This window comes from Halopiger aswanensis (assembly GCF_003610195.1).
GTDB classification, from domain to species: domain Archaea; phylum Halobacteriota; class Halobacteria; order Halobacteriales; family Natrialbaceae; genus Halopiger; species Halopiger aswanensis.
In genome coordinates this window covers 197,540-216,952 of the sequence record NZ_RAPO01000003.1, presented here as the reverse complement: position 1 = coordinate 216,952, position 19,413 = coordinate 197,540, and the positions used below count along the sequence as shown (strand labels likewise).

Annotated in this window: 21 protein-coding genes; 9 read left to right on the top strand and 12 right to left on the bottom strand. The window is 66.4% G+C overall.

Going from position 1 to position 19,413, the window contains the following annotated elements:
* Positions 1 to 75: 75 nt before the first annotated feature.
* Positions 76 to 978: an HNH endonuclease gene (locus ATJ93_RS15020; protein WP_211334074.1), complete on the bottom strand. Its 903-nt coding sequence runs from the start codon at positions 976 to 978 to the stop codon at positions 76 to 78.
* Positions 979 to 1,097: 119 nt separating this feature from the next.
* Between ATJ93_RS15020 and ATJ93_RS15015 the strand changes: the two genes are divergently transcribed.
* A complete protein-coding gene (locus tag ATJ93_RS15015; protein ID WP_120245468.1) occupies positions 1,098 to 1,862 on the top strand; it encodes an amphi-Trp domain-containing protein in 765 nt (254 codons plus the stop codon).
* 21 nt (positions 1,863 to 1,883) lie between these two features.
* Here ATJ93_RS15015 and ATJ93_RS15010 read toward each other — a convergent pair whose 3' ends face one another.
* Positions 1,884 to 2,624 (bottom strand): DUF547 domain-containing protein, encoded by a 741-nt coding sequence (locus ATJ93_RS15010; RefSeq protein ID WP_120245467.1) that lies wholly within the window; start codon positions 2,622 to 2,624, stop codon positions 1,884 to 1,886.
* 121 nt (positions 2,625 to 2,745) lie between these two features.
* Between ATJ93_RS15010 and ATJ93_RS15005 the strand changes: the two genes are divergently transcribed.
* Positions 2,746 to 3,771: an AI-2E family transporter gene (locus ATJ93_RS15005; protein ID WP_120246021.1), complete on the top strand. Its 1,026-nt coding sequence runs from the start codon at positions 2,746 to 2,748 to the stop codon at positions 3,769 to 3,771.
* Positions 3,772 to 3,809: 38 nt separating this feature from the next.
* Here ATJ93_RS15005 and ATJ93_RS23925 read toward each other — a convergent pair whose 3' ends face one another.
* From ATJ93_RS23925 to ATJ93_RS14985, 4 genes are all read right to left on the bottom strand, one after another.
* A complete protein-coding gene (locus ATJ93_RS23925) occupies positions 3,810 to 4,850 on the bottom strand; it encodes a DUF4350 domain-containing protein (protein ID WP_211334073.1) in 1,041 nt (346 codons plus the stop codon).
* Positions 4,847 to 5,866: a S49 family peptidase gene (locus ATJ93_RS14995; protein ID WP_120245466.1), complete on the bottom strand. Its 1,020-nt coding sequence runs from the start codon at positions 5,864 to 5,866 to the stop codon at positions 4,847 to 4,849. Before ATJ93_RS14995 ends, ATJ93_RS23925 begins: the two co-directional genes overlap by 4 nt.
* A 247-nt stretch (positions 5,867 to 6,113) precedes the next feature.
* Positions 6,114 to 7,484 (bottom strand): 7,8-didemethyl-8-hydroxy-5-deazariboflavin synthase subunit CofH, encoded by a 1,371-nt coding sequence (gene cofH, locus ATJ93_RS14990; RefSeq protein WP_120245465.1) that lies wholly within the window; start codon positions 7,482 to 7,484, stop codon positions 6,114 to 6,116.
* Positions 7,485 to 7,567: 83 nt separating this feature from the next.
* Positions 7,568 to 10,213 carry a methyl-accepting chemotaxis protein gene (locus ATJ93_RS14985; protein ID WP_120245464.1) on the bottom strand — a complete coding sequence of 882 codons (2,646 nt, stop codon included), beginning with the start codon at positions 10,211 to 10,213 and terminating at the stop codon, positions 7,568 to 7,570.
* 206 nt (positions 10,214 to 10,419) lie between these two features.
* On the opposite strand from ATJ93_RS14985, the gene ATJ93_RS14980 reads away from it, so the two are divergent.
* From ATJ93_RS14980 to ATJ93_RS14970, 3 genes are all read left to right on the top strand, one after another.
* Positions 10,420 to 11,460, top strand: a complete 1,041-nt coding sequence (locus ATJ93_RS14980) for a phosphoribosylaminoimidazolesuccinocarboxamide synthase (protein ID WP_120245463.1) — start codon at positions 10,420 to 10,422, stop codon at positions 11,458 to 11,460.
* 162 nt (positions 11,461 to 11,622) lie between these two features.
* On the top strand, positions 11,623 to 11,829 hold the full coding sequence (locus tag ATJ93_RS14975; RefSeq protein WP_120245462.1) for a hypothetical protein: 207 nt from the start codon (positions 11,623 to 11,625) through the stop codon (positions 11,827 to 11,829).
* A gap of 119 nt (positions 11,830 to 11,948) precedes the next feature.
* On the top strand, positions 11,949 to 12,224 hold the full coding sequence (locus ATJ93_RS14970) for a MoaD/ThiS family protein (RefSeq protein WP_120245461.1): 276 nt from the start codon (positions 11,949 to 11,951) through the stop codon (positions 12,222 to 12,224).
* Positions 12,225 to 12,267: 43 nt separating this feature from the next.
* Here the strand turns inward: ATJ93_RS14970 and ATJ93_RS14965 are convergent, their stop codons facing one another.
* The gene (locus ATJ93_RS14965; RefSeq protein ID WP_120245460.1) at positions 12,268 to 13,575 is read right to left on the bottom strand and encodes an acetamidase/formamidase family protein; all 1,308 of its coding nucleotides are present in this window, start codon (positions 13,573 to 13,575) and stop codon (positions 12,268 to 12,270) included.
* A gap of 101 nt (positions 13,576 to 13,676) precedes the next feature.
* On the bottom strand, positions 13,677 to 14,630 hold the full coding sequence (locus ATJ93_RS14960; RefSeq protein WP_120245459.1) for a TIGR03560 family F420-dependent LLM class oxidoreductase: 954 nt from the start codon (positions 14,628 to 14,630) through the stop codon (positions 13,677 to 13,679).
* Between the two features lie 127 nt (positions 14,631 to 14,757).
* Here ATJ93_RS14960 and ATJ93_RS14955 point away from each other — a divergent pair, with 127 nt between their 5' ends.
* Complete coding sequence (locus tag ATJ93_RS14955) at positions 14,758 to 15,165, top strand: DUF2267 domain-containing protein (RefSeq protein ID WP_120245458.1); 408 nt, start codon at positions 14,758 to 14,760, stop codon at positions 15,163 to 15,165.
* A gap of 110 nt (positions 15,166 to 15,275) precedes the next feature.
* Here the strand turns inward: ATJ93_RS14955 and ATJ93_RS23725 are convergent, their stop codons facing one another.
* From ATJ93_RS23725 to ATJ93_RS14950, 3 genes are all read right to left on the bottom strand, one after another.
* The gene (locus tag ATJ93_RS23725; RefSeq protein WP_170155589.1) at positions 15,276 to 15,440 is read right to left on the bottom strand and encodes a DUF7576 family protein; all 165 of its coding nucleotides are present in this window, start codon (positions 15,438 to 15,440) and stop codon (positions 15,276 to 15,278) included.
* Positions 15,441 to 15,609: 169 nt separating this feature from the next.
* Positions 15,610 to 15,783: a DUF7556 family protein gene (locus ATJ93_RS23720; protein ID WP_170155588.1), complete on the bottom strand. Its 174-nt coding sequence runs from the start codon at positions 15,781 to 15,783 to the stop codon at positions 15,610 to 15,612.
* Between the two features lie 363 nt (positions 15,784 to 16,146).
* On the bottom strand, positions 16,147 to 17,097 hold the full coding sequence (locus ATJ93_RS14950; RefSeq protein ID WP_120246020.1) for a formyltetrahydrofolate deformylase: 951 nt from the start codon (positions 17,095 to 17,097) through the stop codon (positions 16,147 to 16,149).
* 318 nt (positions 17,098 to 17,415) lie between these two features.
* On the opposite strand from ATJ93_RS14950, the gene ATJ93_RS14945 reads away from it, so the two are divergent.
* Positions 17,416 to 17,730, top strand: a complete 315-nt coding sequence (locus tag ATJ93_RS14945; RefSeq protein WP_120245457.1) for a HalOD1 output domain-containing protein — start codon at positions 17,416 to 17,418, stop codon at positions 17,728 to 17,730.
* Positions 17,731 to 17,775: 45 nt separating this feature from the next.
* Here the strand turns inward: ATJ93_RS14945 and ATJ93_RS14940 are convergent, their stop codons facing one another.
* Entirely contained in the window at positions 17,776 to 18,201 is a 426-nt protein-coding gene (locus ATJ93_RS14940; protein ID WP_245977590.1) for an SHOCT domain-containing protein, read from the bottom strand.
* A 234-nt stretch (positions 18,202 to 18,435) separates the two neighbouring features.
* Here ATJ93_RS14940 and purS point away from each other — a divergent pair, with 234 nt between their 5' ends.
* Positions 18,436 to 18,687, top strand: a complete 252-nt coding sequence (gene purS / locus ATJ93_RS14935) for a phosphoribosylformylglycinamidine synthase subunit PurS (RefSeq protein ID WP_120245456.1) — start codon at positions 18,436 to 18,438, stop codon at positions 18,685 to 18,687.
* Complete coding sequence (gene purQ / locus ATJ93_RS14930; RefSeq protein WP_120245455.1) at positions 18,688 to 19,377, top strand: phosphoribosylformylglycinamidine synthase I; 690 nt, start codon at positions 18,688 to 18,690, stop codon at positions 19,375 to 19,377.
* Positions 19,378 to 19,413: the final 36 nt, after the last annotated feature.

Sequence of the window (19,413 nt, the reverse complement as noted above, 5' to 3'; positions counted from 1 at the left end):
TATAGGCGTTTGAGGTGGCCATCGCCTGCTGCAACGGAGATGTGAGATACCAAACAGTATCGGCGACGCGACTCCTCACGTGCCGCGCAGTCCCTCGGCCAGCGTCGCAGCGGACTCGGTGAGCGCCTCGGTCGTCCCGGCGGCGTCCTGTAGCGTCTCGTTGATCGCCGTGAAAAGGGGTTCGAACGCGACCGTTCCGTCGTCGCGCGTCCACTCCGTCGCGTCTCGGCGCTCGAGGTCGCAGACCGAACAGCGCTCGGCGTTCTCGTCCAGCGGCTCGAGACAGCCGTGACACCGATCGAGACTCGCGGCGACGGTTTCGGACCGCGCGACGATTTCGCCGAGTTCGGTCTGCAGTCGCGTCGCGGCGTCGACGAGTTCCTCGAGCGGGTCGACGAGGTCGCCCCGAATCGCCCCCTGCTCGACGGCTGAGAGGCGCTCGAGGCGGGAGGGGACGGAATCGATCGCGAGCAGTACCTCGCGTCGGGCGGTGACGTATTCGCTGACGGGGTCGCTCGCGCTCGCTGCGCCGTCGTCGTCTCCCCCGTCGGGGTCGGTTGCTGACTCGTCGTCCGTAGCTGCACCGCCATCCGCATCCGCCCCTGCAGCCGCGAGTTCACCGGGGAGCGAGGTCGCCAGCGAGGCGAAGGAGGCGACCGCCGAGACGGTCACGCCCTGGCGCTGGGTCGTCTCGCGGGCGAGATCGAAGAGTTCCTCGCCGTTCGGACGGATCGGTTCGGCCGGGACCGGGTTCCGCAGGGCGGTGAAACACGACGAACAGACGGTGACGAGGGCGCTCTCGTGGACCGCTCCTTCGAGCGGGACGTCGCCGACGGGGTAGCATCGAAGCGACGACGGATCGTCGGCGTCGCCGTCGCCGTCGGCGCCGCAGCGGCGACAGGTGCGGTCGTCTCGCTCGAGCACGGCGGCGCGGTCGCCGCGCCACTCGGATTCGCGGTCGCGTTCGCGGGAAGTCACGGGCGAGCGAAGACAGCGCGGCGGCAAAAACGCTCCGGCTCCCGGCGTCCGGACGCCGGAGTCCCATTACAGGACCCGGTTTCCCCCGGAAACATAACCGAGGTCGTCGTAGGACCGGTATGGCCGACGATCCAGACCCAGATCCAGACCGAGATTCGGACCGAGCGGACCGGGATGCTGACGACGATTCGACCCCACCGGCGACGGTCGACCTCGAGTTCGAGCGCGCCTACGACCGCGCGGACCTCGCGACCGTCTTCCGATCGTTCGCAGCCGCGCTCGAGGACGGCTCTCCCGTCCGCCTCGACGGCGACGAGGAGAGCGCCATCGTCGCAGTCCCGTCGCGCGTCGTCGCCGAGTTCGAGGCCGAGCGCGACCCCGAGGACGAGCCGCCGGTCGCCGAACTGGGGGTCGATCTCGAGTGGGACGATCCCGACGGCTCGAGCGTCCGACTCGCCTCGGACGCGGAAGCCGACCGCGAGGATGCCGTCGTGCTCGCCGGTGCGGAGCGGACCGGCGAGGAGTCGACGACCGATTCGGCGATGGCGACGATGCCGCCGGAGGGCGTCGCCGGAACGGATACCGATTCCGACGATGCCGCCCCCGAGTCGACCGCTGACGGTGTATCAACGGACGAGCAGGCGGCACCTCCCGAGCAGGACGCGGGCGAGCAAACGTCCTCGAGCGGCCGCACCAGCCGATTCGAGGTGTATCAGGACCGGGCCGACGAGTGGCGCTGGCGGCTGGTCCACTGGAACGGCAACATCGTCGCCGACAGCGGCGAAGGGTACACGACGCGGAGCAACGCCAAGCGCGCCGCACGAAGCGTCATGCGGACGGCACCGACCGCGCGGGTCACGGACCGCGACGCGAACGAAAACTGACGGGCTGGACGGTGCCGACGGCTACGGCCGCAGATCGTCGACTTCCACGTCGCCGTCGAGATCCACGTCGAGCGTTTGGTTCGCCGCCTCGTACTCGAACGCCGGCCGCGCGTCCCCCGGAATCGCGTTGTACTCCCGGAGAAACGAAACGATGCCGCGCTTCCCGCCGAAATCGCCGCGGTACCATCGGAAGAGCTTCGGAACCGAGGCGACGTTCTCGTCGGCATCGTACTCGACGGTCTCCTCGAGAAACCACTCGACGTCGATATCGAGATCGTCGTCGACGTCGGCCGGCGAGTAGACCGTGATCGGCGGCCGGCTCTCGATCCCGCGGGTCAGCGCGAAGTGGACCCGCGGATCACACTCCTCGAGTCGGAACCGCTGCTCGAACGACGACGGCAACGGGCGCGGCAGGTAGCCCAGTCCCCACGGGTGCTTCGAACTGCGCAACAGGCCGTGTTCGATGTCGTTGAGACTCAGCCACGTCCCGGCGACGGGGATCCGATCGCGGGCGACGAACTTCCAGCGATCGAGTCGTCCGCCCTCGAGCAGCCCCGGTTCTTCCTCCAGGCGCAACTGGGCGTAGGCGTTATAGCAGTTGAGCCAGAAGGCGAGTTTCCCCTCGCGAGTCGCCACTGCCCGCTCGAGTCGGTCGGGGTCGAGCGTCGCCAGCCGATCGCGGAGCGGGTCGATCTCGCCTTCGGTCTTGACCGCGTAGAGGAGATCGCCCGAGAGGGAGAGGGGATCGAGCTGAGTCGACATTCGTTCGTGGGTTCGGCTACCACACCCTTCAAGCCGTGTGGCGGGTGGCACCGACAGTCTCGCGGACGGATAGGTCTATCCAAGGCCCAGTTTTATTCGGCCGTACGTGGACGGATTCGGCGTGAACCTCAGTCGCGGCTACCTGCTGGCGCTCGTCCTCCTCTTTGCGTACCTGTCGTGGCAACTCGTCACGCCGTTCGTCCAGTACGTCCTCGCCGCAATCCTGCTCGCGTTCGTCCTCTACCCCGGCCAGCGGCGCCTCGAGAACCACATTTCCTCGTCGATTGCCGCGTTCATCCTCGTCGTGTTCGCAGTGCTCGCGTTTATCCTTCCCTTCGTCCTCATCATCGCGCTGGTCGCCGAAGACGCCGCGATGATGCTCGAGTCGCTCGATCCGTCGACCTTCCAGCTGGCCGACATCGAGGAGCAAATCCAGGCGGAGACTGGGATGAGCGTCAACATCAGCGAAACTATCGCCGGCTCGGCGGAACAGATCGGTACCGTCGCGCTCGAGCGGACGACCGAGTGGTTCGGCGTCTTCACGCACGCGCTGATCGGCTTCGGCCTCGCGCTGTTCCTGCTGTACTACCTGCTCAAGGACGGCGACGACCTGCTGGCGTGGCTCCGGACGACGACGCCGCTGCCGGACGACGTCCAGCACGACCTCTACGACGAACTCGCGGAGGTCATGTGGGCGGTTCTGGCGGGTCACGTCCTGATCGCGCTCATCCAAGGGTTCATCGCCGGCATCGGCCTGTTCGCGACGGGGATTCCCAACGCGGCGTTCTGGACGTTCATCATGATCGTTCTCGCGTTGATTCCGCTGATCGGCTCGTTTCTGGTGTGGGGACCCGCCGTCGGCTACCTCCTGCTGACGGGCGAGCCGATTCTGGCCGTTGCGTTGTTCGCGTACAGTACCGTCATCGTCGGCGCCTCGGACGACTACCTCCGGCCGATCGTCGTCGATCGCTACGCCAAACTCAACCCCGCGATCATCATTCTCGGGGTCCTCGGCGGTATCTACGCGTTCGGCGTCATGGGACTGTTCTTCGGTCCCGTCCTGCTCGGCGCGCTGCTTGCGACCCTCTCGGTCGTCGACGAACACTACGACCGACTTGGCGGAGACGGAACGAGTGACGCGACCTAACGGCCGCGGGCTGTCAAAAGCGGTTCGGCAGTGCGTCGTCAGGTACCGGCGCCACCGGTCCCGGTCCCTGCACCAGCACCGGCACCGGCGCCAGCACCTGCGCCAGCACCCGCTCCGGGCTGGGGCTCCTCACCCGGCACGGACGGGGCTCCCGACGCCTTATCGCCGGTCACGAGGAACTCGAGGATGTTGCCGATAAGCACCTCGTTGTCGGCGATGTTGTGGGTTTCGGTGGCCATGAATCCGGTATCGCCGACCGCGACGGTGTTGCCGCTGCGAGCGACGACGCCGTACTCGTCGGCCACACGGTTTTCGGAGTGTTCGGTCGTCGCCGTCGTCGTGAGGAGAGTAGTCTCTTCCGTGGCGACCGGCGTCGGCGCGTCGAGGACGATCTCGTCGACGCCCTCGGTGAGCGTCGAGTTGACCGCGGGCGTCGCGGTGATCGTCCGGTAGTTGGTCTCGTAGTTCTCCATGTCGTAGAGGTAGCCGGTGTCGTAGGCGATGCCGAGCGGCGAGGAGACCGATTCGACCTCGCCGCCACCGGCTGCCGTGATGCCGGTGAGCGACCCGAGGAGGGCCGTCGCCGTGCCGCCCGTTTCCGGTCCGGCCGCGACCATCACCCGGCCGCCGGCGTCGGCGAACTCGGAGACGACGTCGGCTTCGGCGCCGCTGTACCGCGTGCCGGGGTCGACGACGATCAGCGCGTCGGCGTCCTGGAGCGTCTCCGCGAGCGCGACTTCGGGCCCGTCGCTGAAGCCGGACTGCTCCTGTGCGTGGTACTCGACGGTGTGACCCTCGGCCGTCAGCGCCGAGACGACCGGCTGGAGGTCGCTTCTGGACACGTCGTTCGAGTGCGCGACATCGATTACGACGGTCTTGTCGGTACCGTCGTCGAAGCTGATCTCGCCGCCTCGCTCGAGAGCGGGGACGTCGGTCGCGCCGGGCTGGAGGTGTCTCTGCTCGACCGTCGGGCGCTCGGTCGATCCCTGGTTGGTAATCATCCCGGCGCCGGCGACGGCGCTCACCGAGAGCGCGACGACGAGGACGAAGACCGCGAGTCGACCGCGAAGGCTGCTCATGCTCCCTCACCTCCGTGCTGGGCGGCCGTGTTGTCCGTCGCCGTACTCGCCTCTGCGTCCGCGGGCTGGGCCGCGGTTGGCGTCGTCGCGTCGGCGTCCGCCGGCTGGCTCGTCTCGACGACGGTCTCGCCCTCGACGGTACCCCACAGCGCGAGGAACGCGGGCGTGTTGACGTTGCCGTACTCGCCGAAGGTCTGTTCGTGACTCTGGGGCTGTTCCGCCGTCGTTCCGTCCTCGAGCAGAATCAGGCCCGACGACAGGGAGTCGCGTTCCATCTCGACGACGTCGTAGTCCTCGAGGCCGGCCTGGTCGGCGGCCGCGCCGATCGCGACGTCTCGGTCGCCGATATCGTCTGCGAGGCCGTTCTCGACGCTCTCCATGCCGGTGTAGGTCTTCGCGTAGGAGAGTTCCGTCTCGCTAAGCTCGAGGTCGTCGCCGCGGTGTTCCATCACCGACCCGATGAACGTCTGTTTCATCTTCTCGACTTGCCGCTTGATCTCGGCCTCGTTCGAGCCGACCTTGTCCGGGCCGGTCGCGATCATCCCCTCGCTCATCGGCATGTCGGTGTACGTCGCTCGGACGCCGATGCTGCCGACCGTCGAACTCGGGCTGACGTAGATCTCGTCGCTCGGCGCGATCATGTAGTAGCCGCCCGACGCGCCGGTCGACTGGACGTTCGCGATGACGGGCATCTCCTGGGCCGTCCGATCGACGGCCAGGTAGAGGCTCTCGCTTGCGGTCACGCCGCCACCCGGGCTATCGACCTGGAGGACGACGGCGTCGATCGACTCGTTTTCTCGCGCTTCTCGTAGGTCGTCGGTCACGCCGTCCGCGACCGACTCGGTTATCGATCGGTCCATCTCGATTACTGCGACTGTCCCGTCCGGACTGCTCGTCGCGCCCCACGCCATCGGGGCGACCGCCGCGCCGACGAGCAGCGCGACGACGACGACCGTCACGTACGACCGTGCGATCGTCCCGAGCGTGTCTCGGATTGTAGCTGTTGTACCGCTCATGTTTCAGTGCGAATTACAATCAAAACCGCCAACATAAAAAATATTCTATCTCATTTACATTTATTTTACTACACTAACGGCTAACCGAAGGCGAATTACGACGGAAACGGCGTCGTCCCACCACTGCACCCGCGCTACAGACTGCACGCGGCGTTCGCTCGTTACTACGGCGTACGCAACACCATATAAAAGAGAGACGTGACCGTTTTCCGGCCGTGAAACCGCGGTTCCGTCGCCCGCTCCCGTTTCAGTCGTCCGCAGGCACCGCTCGTTCGTCACCCTCGAGCAGCGGCGTTCCGTCCGCCTTCGGCCCGAGTTCGGGGCCGAACGGCGGATCGTCGGGATCGATGACGCGCCGTTTCTCGTAGTCGGTCGACCGCTCGACCGGAATCCGTCCGATCGAGGCGATCATCTCGACGTAGTCGTCGAACGAGCGGAACTCGCCGTAACCCCCGCCCGCGCGCTTGGTGATCTCCTCCGAGAGGATCGTCCCCATGAAGTCGTCCGCGCCGCAGTTTAACATCTTCAGCCCCTGCTCGTCACCGTACTTGACCCACGAGGACTGGACGTGATCGACGTTATCGAGGAAGAGCCGCGAGACGGCGATCATGAGTTCGTCCTCGTCGGTGCTCGGGCCGCTCGAGACGACGTCGTGTTCGAACAGCGGGGTGTTCTGGTGGACGAAGGAGAGGGGCACGAACTCCGTGATGTTCCCGGTCCGGTCCTGCAGGTCCCGGACCCGTTTCAGGTGGAGCGCGCGGTGGGCCTCGTTCTCGACGTGGCCGTACATGATCGTCGCGGTCATCCCGAGGCCGACGTTGGCCGCGGCTTCCATCGCCTCGAGCCAGTCGTCGGTGCCGATCTTGCCGGGGCAGATCACGTCTCGGACCTCCTCGACGAGGATCTCGGCGGCAGTGCCGGGCACCGTGTCGAGACCGGCCTCCTTCAGTCGGCGATAGACCTCCTCGTAGGACCAGTCGGTCCCGCGGCGGGCGTGGTAGGCCTCCTCCGGCGTCATCGAGTGGACGTGGACGCCGTCGACGCTCATCGCCGCAATCTGATCGACGTAGGTCCCGGGGCTGGTTTCGTAGACTTCGGGCGGCTTGTAGTTGACTTCCTTCGGGTTCGGGTGGGCATCGAGGATCTCCCGGTGTTCCTCGTCCAGCGCGAACGCGGGGTGGAGCCCGGAGACCGAACAGACCTCGTAGATGCCCCGTTCGACGGCGTCCGTGACGATCTCGCGGGACTCCTCGGGCGTCTTCGTGAAGCCGGCCGTCTCCATCTCGGTCTCGCGCTCGAAGGTGTGGGCGGCGTCCTTGAAGTTACAGAACAGACAGCCGACGTTACAGGCCGTCGTCACGTTGTTGTTCAGGTTCGCGGTGAAGGTGACCTCCTCGCCGACGACCTCGGCGCGCCGCCGATCGGCGGCCTCTAAGACCCGTTCCTTGCGACGGCGGTCGATGCCGTCGCTGTCGGTTCCCGTGGTGAGCAACTCGATCGCGTCGTCGACCGTGAGTCGGTCGCCGTCGCGCGCCTTCGCGAGTGCGTTCTCGAACGATTGGTCGGTCTCGGGAACGTGGTCAAAGGCCAGGTCGGCCTCGGTCACCGGTTGCTCCATCGTCACTACACTGAGGATACAGTGAGAAAAGCGTAGTGATAACGGCGACCCGATGCGCTCGTCTGGGATCGCGGCCCGGCGTCTTACTCCCCGCTCGAGTCGTCGCGTTCGTCGTACTCGAGGACGACGTCGGTTTCGTCAGCGGGAGGCACCTCGTCGGTTTCGTCGGTCGCGGGCACGGCGTCCGTTTCGGCGGCCTCGAGCGCGCGGGGGTCCTCGTCCGTGCCGTCCGCAGGGAGAGCGTGGTCGTCGTCGGAGTCGGCTTCGAGTCCGGCGTCGTCTCGAGCCGCGTTCTCGAGGGCTTCCGCCCCGTCGACCCCGCGAGTCTCGTCCCCGACGGTGAATGCGTCGAGCGAAGTCCGGAGGTCGTCGGCCATCTCGGTCAGCGACTGTGTGCCGGCCGAGACGTCGGAGATAGTCGCGGTCTGTTCTTCGGCGGCGGCGGCAACGTTTTCCGTCTCGTCTTTCGTCTCCTCGCTGATCTCGGTCGCCTCGTCGACCATGGTGACGACGCGTTCGCTGGCGCGGGCCTGCTCGTCGGTCGCGTCGTTGATCGACTGGACGCCGGCGTTGGCCTCCTCGACCTGCTCGGCGATCGCGTCGATCGCTTCGATGCCGTCGTCGACGACCGCGGTCCCCTCGTCGACCTGCTCGCGCATGCGGTCGATCTCGTCGACCGTCTCGTCGACCGAGGATTCGACGCTGCTGATCAACTCGTCGACCTCCTGGGTCGCTTCGCCGGTCTCCTCGGCGAGCGATTTGACCTCGTTCGCGACGACGGCGAACCCGTCGCCCTCCTCGCCGGCGCCGGCCGCTTCGATCGACGCGTTGAGTGCCAGCAGGTTCGTCTGCTCGGCGATGTCGTCGATCAGATCGACGATCTCGCGGATCTGGTCCATCTCCTCGTCCAGTTGCGCGACCTGGTCGGTGATCGCCTCCGCCCGGTTCTCGAGCCGATTCATCTCCGTCCGGATCTCGCCGGTCGCCTCGCTGGCGTCCTCGGCGCGGTCGGCGGCGGTTTCGGAGACGGTCGCGACGTCGTCGGCGGTCGAGGCGATCTCCTCGACGGTCGCGGAGAGGTCGTTCATCTCGCCGTAGACGTCCTGGAAGCGGTCGCTCTGGTCCGCCGTCGCGGTGGCGATCTCCTCGGCGGACTCGCTCACTTCGCCGCTGGCCCGTTCGATCTCCTCGACCTGCCCCGTCACGTCGGCGCTGACCCGATCGACGTCCTCGGCCAGCTCCTGAATGTCGACGATCGTCGCCTCGAGGTCCTCGAGCATCCCGTTGAACGCGGTCGCGATTTCGGCTAACGCCTCGTTGTCGACGTCCTCGTCGAGCCGCCGGGTGAAGTCACCCTCGGCGGCGTCGTTCATCACGTCGCCGAACTCGGCGGCTTTCCGCTCGAGGCGCTCGGCGAGTTGTTCGGCCTCGCGGCGAGCCTGGGCCGCCTCCTCCTTGGACGCCTCGGCGTCCGCTTTGGAGGCCTCGAGATCGTCGATGTAGCTCTCGAGTTCGCGCCGCATCGTCGCGAGGGAGTCGCCGAGTTGGCCGGGGACGTCCCGCTCGAGGGCGGGATCGTCGAACTCCTGGCGGGCGATGGCGTCGGCCTGGGCTGCGGCCGTCCCGAGGTACTGGCGGATGCCCTCGAAGGCGGTTCGGACCTGCCCGACCTCGTCGAGTCGGCCGTCGTCGTCGATTTCGATGTCGGTGTCGCCGCGGGAGAGGGCGGTCGCGTTCGTCGCGAGGTCGTCCATCGCGCGGGCGGTCGTGCGGCCGAGCGTCGCGCCGATCACGAGGAAGCCGGCCAGCGAGAGGACGATCAGGCCGCCGAGCGATCTGGCGACGGAACTGGTGAGCGCGTAGGCGTTCGACTGCGGCGCGTGGGAGACGAGCGCCCAGTCGGTTCTCCCGATGTCGGCGTACGCGACGACCTCGTCCGTGTCGTCGTACTCGACGATGCCGCTTGCGTGTTCTCGATTCGCGATGGCGTCGACGACGTGGCTCTCGTCCCCCTCGCGATAGGACGTCTGGATCGCGGTTTCGTTCCCGCTGAACTCGACGACGCCCTTCCCGGTGTCGACGACCTCGGTGTACTGGCCGTCGATCGGATCGGCGAATCCGTCCGCCATCTCGCTGGCGGAGATCTCGATCATCACCGCGGTGTCGCCGTTCGTCTCGGCCACTTTTCCGAAGAACGCGACGAGTTGCTCGCCGTCGCGCTCGTAGACGTCGGAGTAGACGACGTCGTCGTTCATCGCGCCGCGGTAGTCGAACTCAGAGACCCTGTCCTCCGTCCTGACGTGGAGCGTGAGATTCAGGTCCCGGATGTCGGTGCCGACCGCCCCTTGCTCGCTACTGTGCGTGATCTCCTCGGTCCACAGATCGACGTAGTGCACCGCGTACACCTCCGATGACATCGACTCCTGTTCCTCGGTTAACGTCGCCTCGATCTCCGCGTCGGAGCCGTCGGTCAACACGCCGTACGAGGAGAGCATTCGCGCTGACTGCTCCTGGCTGTCGATCCAGTCCGCGAAGTCGTTCGCCTCCCCGACGGCGTTCAGTTCCATCTCCTCCTGGACGTTCGTCGTGACGTCGCCCGTAATATCGACGTAGAAAAACAGCGCGACCGCGCTGGTCAGGACCAGAATAACGGCAATACTGACGCCAAACTTCAAGAGGTAGCTTTCCCGAATCCGATCGGGAACGACCCGCTCGATGAAATCCAACATGTGGCAGATGTTTCACTATCGTGTAAAATCTGTTGTGGCCGTCGGCCCGCTTCGCGGCTCTGTCCGCTTGTTTTTGCCGTCTCGTGGCGCCCCGTCTTCAACCCATAATTATGATGGATCCGATCGGCCGATACTGAAACCTTCTTGGCCCACGGCCTCGGCAACTCGAGTATGCGACACGGCGACTGTCCGTCGAGGTGGCACGCGTGACCAGCGTCAAAGAATTCCGCATCGAGGAGGATGCGACGGCCGACTCGCTCGGCCGCGGCTCGTTCGTGTTCACCGACGACTACTCGGTGTTCGACTGGGGCAAGATGCCCGACCAGATTCCCGAAAAGGGCGCCAGCCTCTGTACGATGGGCGCCTTCAACTTCGAACTGCTCGAGTCCGAGGGCGTGCCGACCCACTACCGCGGCGTCGTCGAACACGGCGCCGAGAACGGTGAGAACGGCGAGGTCGTCCCGCTCGAGGAGGCCTCGAGTCCGCCCTGGGAGATGGCGATCGACCTGACGCAGGTGCCGGACCTGCCCAACGAGGGGCGAGAGTACGACTACGACAGCTACCACGAGGCGGCCGGGGAGAACTACCTGATCCCCCTCGAGATCGTCTTCCGAAATCGTGTGCCGGTCGGCTCGAGTCTGCGTCGCCGCACCGACCCCGCCGATCACGGGCTCGACCTGGACTCGTGGCCCGACGAGCCCGTCGACCTCGACGAGCCGATCGTCGAGTTCTCGACGAAGTACGAGGAGGGCGACCGCTACCTCGACCGCGAGGAGGCCGACTTCATCGCGGGGAAAGCCGACGTCGACGCCCTCGCCGACCTGGCGCTCGAGGTCAACCGGATCGTCACCGACCAGGCCGACGCCGCGGGCCTCGACCACCAGGACGGCAAGATCGAGTGTCTCTATCACCGGGGCGAGATCCGCGTTGCGGACGTCGTCGGCACCTTCGACGAGAACCGCTTCAGCTACGAGGGCACCCAGCTCTCGAAGGAGGTGCTGCGCCAGTACCACAAGCGCACCCAGCCCGAGTGGGTGCAGGCGGTCGAGCAGGCGAAGGCCGAAGCCAAGCGGGAGGACATCGCCGACTGGAAGTCGCTGTGTGACGTCGAGCCGGAGCCGCTCGCGGACGAGGTCGTCGAGACCGCCCGCGACATGTACTGCGCCGGCGCGAACGCCTACACCGGCCGAGAGTTGTTCGACGCGCCGCCGCTCTCGAGCGCGATCGGTGCGGTTCGACGGCTATAGACCGGCACGAACGCCCGCCTCTCCTGTTTTCACCGATCTTCTAGCGGTGATACTGCCGCTTCGACGCGAATCGCCGTCTACGACGAACGCTATCGTGTCTCGTGCCACCGACCGATAAGTAACCCTCATATTGGGGGACGAGCCACATTCGAACGAACGTCAATGAGCCTCACCGCCACCGCAATCGCAGCGAGTATCGTCGCGTTCAGCCTCACCAGCGGGATCGCGGCCGTCGCGAGCGGGATGCTGACGCTGTTCGTCCTCGTCATCGTCGGGTTCACCGCCCTCTCGCAGACCGACGGCGACTGGGCCGACGCACAGCCCGCGCAGTCCTCGCCGTCCGCCGGTGCCGAGCCGAGCGACGACTGATCCCGTCTGTTCGTTCTCGGTTGCCGCCGTCCTATTTGCTGCGTCGATTCAGTAGCAGCTCCTGTGAGCTAGAACCGGACGACGGTGACAGCTATCCGTCCGGCCGACGACTACCGCGTATGGAAACCGAGGTCACCGTCTACGGTCCGCTTCGAAGCGCGACCGGAGCCAAGACGATCACGCTCGAGTGGGCAGGCGGCACGGTCGCCGACGCCGTCGCCGCTCTCGTCGACGCGTACCCGCGTTCGGGACCCCACCTTTACGACGGCGACGTGATACGACCCAGCGTCAGGGTCTCGATCAACGGCGAACGCGCGGCGCTCGAGGCTCCGGTCCGCGAAAACGCCTCGCTAACCGTTTTTCCCGCGGTGCAGGGCGGGGACGGGTCGCGGTAGTCGTCGGTCGCCGCCGCCGTGGCGGGCCGACCCGCGCCCGCACCTACAGGTCGTACTGGTCGCGCACCATGCCGGCGATGCCGCGGTCCTCGAGCACGTCGAGCGGCGCGAGCATATCGAGTTGGACGACGCCCGGGAGGCGGCCGATCTGGACCCCGCCGGTGAACGTACACCGCGAGCGGACCTCGCCCTCGCTCATGTCGAGCAGCTTCGTCGCGCGGTCGAATGCGTTCTGCGTGGCGTCGTTGACCGTCGCGCCGGAGCCGATCACCTGGATCGGCCCCATGTCGTCCTCGAGGTCGACGCCGTGTTCGGCTGCAAGCGCGTGCCCCGCTTCGCGCTCTTCGTCGCTGTAGGGCTTGCTGATGAACGGCAGGTCCTCCGCGGGCGGCAGCAGGACGGGGCCGTCCAGCTCGAGATCCGTGACGACCTCGACGTCCATCCGGACGGTGCCGCTCACGTCGGTCGTGTGCAGGGAGAGTTCGCCGTCGCCCTGGTTGGCGTGGAGGTCGCCGACGTAGACGCCGGCCCCGTCGACCTTGACGGGACAGAGCAGCGTCGCACCCGGCCGCACCTGCGGGATGTCCATGTGGCCGTCCGTGCGAGCCTCGAGGTCGTCCTCGCTGTCGACGCCGTAGTCGTGCTCGGCGCCGATGAGGTACTGGCCGAAGTCGCCGGCGTTGTGCGAGTCGGGCATCGTGATCGGCGGCGTCGTCCCGATATTCCCGATGAACGGCCGGAGCCGGCCGAGGGTGCCGGGCATCTCGCCGGGCTCGTACAGCAGGATGGGGTGTTGCCGGGAGTTCTCGGGGATGTCCATTACTTCGTCGGCGTTCTCGGCGAGTTCGTGGGCGGCGTCCTCGTCGAGGGTGATCCCGACCGTGTTATCGTCGTCGAAGGCGACGGTATAGCCGTACTCGAAGCCGAAGGAGGAAGCGTTGGCGCCGCACTCGGCGCACTTGATCGCCTCCTCGCCGGTGCCCTCGACGACCGTCTCGGGCCACTCGGTGCCACACTCCGGACAGCGGTGGTCGACGAACGGATCGTCGCCGAACGCGCCCTCCCGTTCGGCCATCGACCCCGTGCTCGTGGCCATGCTCGTCACCTCGACGTCCCGGATGTGCAAGGCGACGGCGTCGCCGACCTCGGCGCCCTCGACGCGGATCGGTCGCGTGACCTCGTGGCCGCCGCGGAACTCCGGCGTCACCATCGGCCCCCAGCAGCCCGGCGGCGTGTACGTCTCGACGGTGCCGCCGTCCGCGACGGTGCCCGCCCACTCCTGGTCCGGCCCGACGAGGCCGAGCGTGTACCGATCGACGAACAGCTCCTGTTGGACTTCTTGCTGTGCCATACCATGCCGATGTTCGACGTTCCCGGCGATAAGCCTACTGCTCGCGGAATTGACACTCGAGGGGCCCGAGGAGTGGCGGTGAGGCGACTCGAGCCGAGCCGTCACCGCAGGTCCGGCACGATCTCCTCGAGCAGGTACTCGAGCGTCTCGGGGTCGTCGCGTTCGGCGCGGAGCATGACCATCTCGGCGCCGCGTTCTTCGAAGGCTTCGATCTCCGCGCTGACCTCCCCGGGCGTGCCGACGAGGCCCCGGTACTCCTCGCGCGGGGTCGGCTGGCCCGCGTCGGTTTCGCGCTGGAACGCCTCGTAGGCCTCGTGAGCTTCCTCAGTCGTCTCGCGGATGACTGCGCCCTGGAACACCGTCTTCTCGATCGCGTCGTAGTCGGTACCGAACGTCTCGCAGTGGTCGGCCAGGACGTCGCACTTGCGCTCGAACTCGTCGGGGGAGACGCCGGGGACGTTCCAGCGGTCCGCGAGGTCGGCGACGGCCTTCAGCGTCAGTTGCTCGCCGCCCCCGCCGACGAGCACGTCCGGACGCGGCTCCTGAACGGGTTTGGGCTCGAGGATCAGGTCCTCGATCTCGTAGTGGTCGCCCCGGTAGGTGACCGGCGACTCCTCGGTCCAGATGGCCTCGATCAACTCGACCGTCTCGGCGAGTTGCGAGACGCGCGTACTGACGTCCGGGAAGTCGTAGCCGTAGGCCGCATACTCCTCCTCGAACCAGCCGGCGCCGATACCCAGCACCGCCCGGCCGCCGCTGACGTGATCCAGCGTCGTGAGAATGCGCCCGAGCATCGCCGGATTTCGGTAGTGGGGACTGGTCACCAGCGCGCTCAGTTCCATCGAGTCCGTCTCGCGGGCGATGGCTGGCAGCACCGTGTAGCAGTCGAAGAAGGGCTCCTCGCGCTCGCCGACGAAGGGCAGCTGCCAGAGGTGATCCATACAGGAGAACCACTCGAAGCCGGCGTCCTCGAGGCGTTTCGCCCGGTCGACGGTCGCCTCGATCGGCTGCGGGTCGTCGGGATAGAACGACGCGTTGTGGTAGCCAAAGCGCATGTCGGAGTTGCCAGTCGGCAGTCACATGACCGTTGGCCTGGCGGCAGTCTCGTCGCGTTTCGCGCCGGACGCCGCGCTCGCAATTGAGAGCCCGATACCGTTACCGCTGTCCGTCGATGATCGACGTATGCAGGAAAACGAATTCTACGGCCTCGTCCAGCAGGCAGGGCACCTCGAGTCGATGGATCGAACGCAGACGGCGACTGAGGCGGTCCTCGCGACGCTCGGCGAGACGTTGACGGGTGGCGAAGCCGAGGACGTCGCCGGTCAACTCCCCGCCGAACTGGCGGGAATCGTCGCGGACGCCGACCCCGACGGCGCCGGCTACGATCGCGACGCCTTCGTCGAGCGCGTCGGGGAACACCTCCGCGAGACGGATCTCGAGTCCGACGACGCCGCACAGTACGCCGATGCAGTCACCGACGCGCTCGCAGTCACACTCACGGGCGGCGAACTCGAGGACCTGAAATCGCAACTCGACAGCGGCCTTCATCCCCTGTTCGAGGGCGTGACGATCGATCAGGAGGACGTCTAGGAGGGCTTTTCAGACCGGTCAGCATCCTTCTTCCGATCGAGTCGAATGCGCTCGAGCGGCGCCACTGTCAGTTCTGCCAGGTGACGCGCGACCGAGCGTATACCGGCCGATTACGCGTCGGCCTCCCACGTCTCGAGGCAGTCGTCGCTACAGAAGTAGTGGTAGACGGCGGTGCCGTCCTCGACGGTCGTAACGACTCGCTGGTCGGTCGACTGTGCTACTGCCGTGTCACATACTCGGCACTCGGGTGAATCCTCGTCCGTCGAATCAGCCATTACGTGGTCGATGGGCCGAGACCTACTTCAACGGATTCGTTCCGGCGGAAACGGCCGCCCTCGAGAAATACCGTCCGAGCGGCCTTCTAGCGGAGAATCAGCGGTACGAAGCCCGGTCGCCGTCGATCGAGCGGGCCTGTGGGTCGGCGGACGCAACGCTGGAGTCGCCTTACCGCCACGCCTCGAGCGAGGCGGCGTCGGTCTCGGCCATCGAGAGCCAGACGCCGTCGCGCGTGATATCGGCGATAACGAGACGCGACTCGTCGTCGCTCTCGTCGATCGCCGCGACTACCTCGTGGCTGTCGGCCGATTCCGCCTCGACCGACCGTGCGTCGGGTGCCATATTCGGAGGTAAGCATCCATCCACTATGAATGTTCTGAAAGTGGTGCAATATGTGGTTGAATATGGCCTATATTCGGATATATTACTGGACAAATCAGTCTATATCCGGATTTGAGTAAACATCTAACTGTTGATCGAGATCGGATCGAACCGAGAGGATCACGGCAGTTCGGTCCGCTCTCGAGGCCATCTCGGCGCACGCTCGAGGGGAGAATGCCCCTCGAGACGGGTCTGAGGATCGGTTCGATCGCACGGGTACGCGAGCGTGTCCGTTATTCGGACAACGGTCACGAACTGAATCGTAAACGGGAGCGGAAAACGAACGAATCGAGCCGGAATCGATCTCCGCGTCGACTCGAACGCCTACTGATCCTCGGCGATGGCGCTGCCGATACCGTCGACCGGCCGATCCGGCGTCACGTCGTCGACCTCCTCGGGGAGGCCGAGCTGGTACTGCGTGCCGTTCTCCCGGACGGACGTCCGGCCGCGGTGGACCGAGACGTCGCCGTTCAGGTGCAGTCGCACCGCCTCGAGCAGGGCGTCGGCCTCGAGGGGTTGGCCGCGCCGTTTCATCTCCTCGATGTCGGCGTCGTCGGGGACGTCGAACGCGCGCTGCGTGATGATCGGCCCCTGGTCGAGGTCGGTCGTCACGTAGTGGGCGGTGACGCCGGCGACGCGGACGCCCTCGTCTAAGGCCTGTCGGTAGGCCTCGGCGCCGGGGAACGCCGGCAGTAGCGAGGGGTGAACGTTGATGATCCGGTCTTCGTAGCGGAAGACGACGTTCGGGCTGAGGATCCGCATGTAGCGGGCCAGCACGATGAGGTCGGCGTCGTACTCCTCTAAGAGGTCGAGCAGTTCGTCCTCGTTCTGGCGGCCCTTCTCGTCGCCGATGTCGTGGAAGGGGACGTCGTACTGTTCGGCCAGCGGCTGGAGATTGTCGTGGTTGCCGATCACCACGCCGATGTCGGCGCCGAGTTCGTCGTTGGCCCACGCCTCGAACAGCGCCTCGAGGCAGTGGCTCTCCTTGGTGACGAGGACGGCGATCTGCTGGTGCTCGCGGTCGGCGGGGAACCGCACCTTGACGTCGAGGCCGAGGTCGTCTCCGAGGTCGTGCAGATCCGCTCGCAGCGTCTCCTCGGTACAGACCATCTCCGAGGTGTCGACGGCGAGGTACATCCGGAAGACGCCGTCGCGAACCGCCTGGTCGAGGTCCTCGATGTTGATTCCGCGCTCGAACAGGAGGCTCGTCACGTTGGCGATCAGTCCGGTGTCGTCCTCTCCGATCACCGTGATTTCGGTCAGGTCAGTCGTCATCGAGACCACCTCCGCTCGAGCGTACGTCGATCCATCACGTCGGTCTCAGTCCGCGGGCGGCTAAAAGTCCTGCTTTCCGTCCCTCGACGTGCGACGGACCCGCATTCGGCGCCGCGGCCGCCCGGTGTCGCGTCTCGAGTCCGATTCGCGGGCGTGTGCGTATGACGGGCGCTGCCGTCGGATCTGGCCCCCGTCCCGGGGTTTCCTTTGTTTTGTCGTACAATTTCGTGTAAATTGTCTGACGGGGTTTTATGCCACCGTTTGTGGTACGCGTTTTCAGTCACGCGGCGTGACAGTCACCGAACTCAAGGTGAAACGATGACAGCAACTCGACCGACGCACGGCGGAACCCGGATCGACTACGAAACGGAGACGGCGGTCGTCTCTCACGACTGGACCGGCGACGACTCGCTCGCCGAAACGATCATCGAGACGATCGCGGATCTCTCGGGGTCGGATCCGGCGGATCTCGACCGACTCTACGACCGCATCGATCCCGACAGCCTCGAGACGATCTTCGCGCCGGCCAACGGCTCCGTCACCCGAGACAGCGGGCAGGTATCCTTCCGGTTGGACGCGTACGAGATCACGGTCCACGCGTCCGGCGCCGTCGTCGTCGCCCGGTCGACGTAGGGGCGACCGGGAGACGCCGGCGCGGTCACATCGTTTTCGACGGGGTCATCCCGACGATCGCTCGAGTTCGCGCTCGCCAGCGTCGGCGACGTCACGGTCGGCTGGCCGCTCGGTTTCGCGACGCTGTGCGAGATACCGTTCGACGTCGGCGACCGTTTCCGTCTCCACCAGCGTCTCGAGTCGCCGTTCGAACTCCGCGTCGGAGAGGTCGCCGTCCGCGTACCGCGTTCGCAGTCGCTCGAGCGCGTCCTCGGGGGCCGCATCCGTCTCGTCCGGCGGTTCCGCATCCGACTGCTCGAGGAGCGACATGAGTCTGTCGAGCAACTCGCCGCCGAAGATGAACCCGAAGATTACGAGCAGAATCGCGACCGAGGACTCGAGCACCGCGAGCGCGACGAACGCAGCGATGAGCGCGATGATGACGGCGGCCGCGGGCATCGTAAGTTGTAGCCTCGACCGATCGGTGACCATGCGGTAGTGTTCGTGATCGAACACAAAAAGCTCCGCCCCGCTCGAGCGGGTGATCAGCGCCGTTCGTCGCCGTAGTCATCGACGGGCCGTTTCCGCTGGCTGTTTCGTCCCGTCGAGCACCCGTCGACGGCTCGTTGCCGGCGACAGTGCGCTGCGACTGCTCCCTTATCCACGAACGTGTAACACAGCGCCAAGGCGAAAGCGTTTTTGAGCACGGTTACGGGATATCAGGTGATGACCGCCTACACCGCGACGGTGACCGTCCGACTCAAACGCGGCGTGTTAGATCCGGAGGCCGAGACGACGAAACAGGCCCTCGAGCGGCTGGGCTTCGAACTCGAGGACCTGCGCTCGGCCGACCGCTTCGAGGTCGACCTCGAGGCCGAATCGGCCGACGACGCCCGCGAACGCGCCGACGAGATGGCCGAGCGGCTGCTGGCGAACCCGACCATCCACGATTACGATGTGGAGGTCGACGAACGATAGATGACCGTCGCCATCATTCGATTCGGCGGCTCGAACTGCGACCGCGACGCCGAACGCGCCCTCAAGCACCTCGGCATCGACGCCGAAATCGTCTGGCACGAGGACGGCCTCCCCGAGGATACCACCGGCATCGTCCTACCGGGCGGGTTCTCCTACGGGGACTACCTCCGGGCCGGCGCGATGGCCGCCCGCTCGCCGATCATGGCCGAAGTGCGGGAGGCTGCAAGCGACGGCGTGCCCGTCCTCGGCGTCTGCAACGGCGCCCAGATCGGCTGCGAGTCCGGACTGACGGAGGGCGCCTTTACGACCAACGAGAGCGCGCGCTTCCAGTGCGAGCACGTCTACCTGCGCGTCGAGCGCGACGACACGCCTTGGACCGCCGCCTACGAGGAGGGCGAGGTCATCGAGGTTCCCATCGCACACGGCGAGGGCCGCTACGAGATCCGCGACGAGCGACTCGCGGAACTCGAGGCCGAGGACCGGATCCTCTTCCGGTACTGCGACGCGAACGGCGAGACCGGCCCCGAGGTCAACCCGAACGGCTCGAAACACAACGTCGCCGGCGTCCTCGGCGACCGCGACACCGTCGCGGTGTTGATGCCCCACCCCGAACGCGCGACGCTGCCCGACGTCGGCCCGACCGACGGCCAGGGGGTTCTTCGGGGCTTCGAGACCAGCATCGACGCGTAGGCCGTCACACTTATTTTCCTCGTACGTCACAGAGGC

Bases quoted from the DNA above. Each gene is read 5' to 3' on its own strand.
- ATJ93_RS15015 (WP_120245468.1), top strand. From the start codon at position 1,098: ATGGCCGACGATCCAGACCCAGATCCAGACCGAGATTCGGACCGAGCG.
- ATJ93_RS15010 (WP_120245467.1), bottom strand. From the start codon at position 2,624: ATGTCGACTCAGCTCGATCCCCTCTCCCTCTCGGGCGATCTCCTCTAC.
- ATJ93_RS23925 (WP_211334073.1), bottom strand. From the start codon at position 4,850: ATGAGCAGCCTTCGCGGTCGACTCGCGGTCTTCGTCCTCGTCGTCGCG.
- ATJ93_RS14995 (WP_120245466.1), bottom strand. From the start codon at position 5,866: ATGAGCGGTACAACAGCTACAATCCGAGACACGCTCGGGACGATCGCA.
- cofH (WP_120245465.1), bottom strand. From the start codon at position 7,484: ATGGAGCAACCGGTGACCGAGGCCGACCTGGCCTTTGACCACGTTCCC.
- ATJ93_RS14985 (WP_120245464.1), bottom strand. From the start codon at position 10,213: ATGTTGGATTTCATCGAGCGGGTCGTTCCCGATCGGATTCGGGAAAGC.
- ATJ93_RS14975 (WP_120245462.1), top strand. From the start codon at position 11,623: ATGAGCCTCACCGCCACCGCAATCGCAGCGAGTATCGTCGCGTTCAGC.
- ATJ93_RS14970 (WP_120245461.1), top strand. From the start codon at position 11,949: ATGGAAACCGAGGTCACCGTCTACGGTCCGCTTCGAAGCGCGACCGGA.
- ATJ93_RS14965 (WP_120245460.1), bottom strand. From the start codon at position 13,575: ATGGCACAGCAAGAAGTCCAACAGGAGCTGTTCGTCGATCGGTACACG.
- ATJ93_RS14960 (WP_120245459.1), bottom strand. From the start codon at position 14,630: ATGCGCTTTGGCTACCACAACGCGTCGTTCTATCCCGACGACCCGCAG.
- ATJ93_RS14955 (WP_120245458.1), top strand. From the start codon at position 14,758: ATGCAGGAAAACGAATTCTACGGCCTCGTCCAGCAGGCAGGGCACCTC.
- ATJ93_RS23725 (WP_170155589.1), bottom strand. From the start codon at position 15,440: ATGGCTGATTCGACGGACGAGGATTCACCCGAGTGCCGAGTATGTGAC.
- ATJ93_RS23720 (WP_170155588.1), bottom strand. From the start codon at position 15,783: ATGGCACCCGACGCACGGTCGGTCGAGGCGGAATCGGCCGACAGCCAC.
- ATJ93_RS14950 (WP_120246020.1), bottom strand. From the start codon at position 17,097: ATGACGACTGACCTGACCGAAATCACGGTGATCGGAGAGGACGACACC.
- ATJ93_RS14945 (WP_120245457.1), top strand. From the start codon at position 17,416: ATGACAGCAACTCGACCGACGCACGGCGGAACCCGGATCGACTACGAA.
- ATJ93_RS14940 (WP_245977590.1), bottom strand. From the start codon at position 18,201: ATGGTCACCGATCGGTCGAGGCTACAACTTACGATGCCCGCGGCCGCC.
- purS (WP_120245456.1), top strand. From the start codon at position 18,436: ATGACCGCCTACACCGCGACGGTGACCGTCCGACTCAAACGCGGCGTG.
- purQ (WP_120245455.1), top strand. From the start codon at position 18,688: ATGACCGTCGCCATCATTCGATTCGGCGGCTCGAACTGCGACCGCGAC.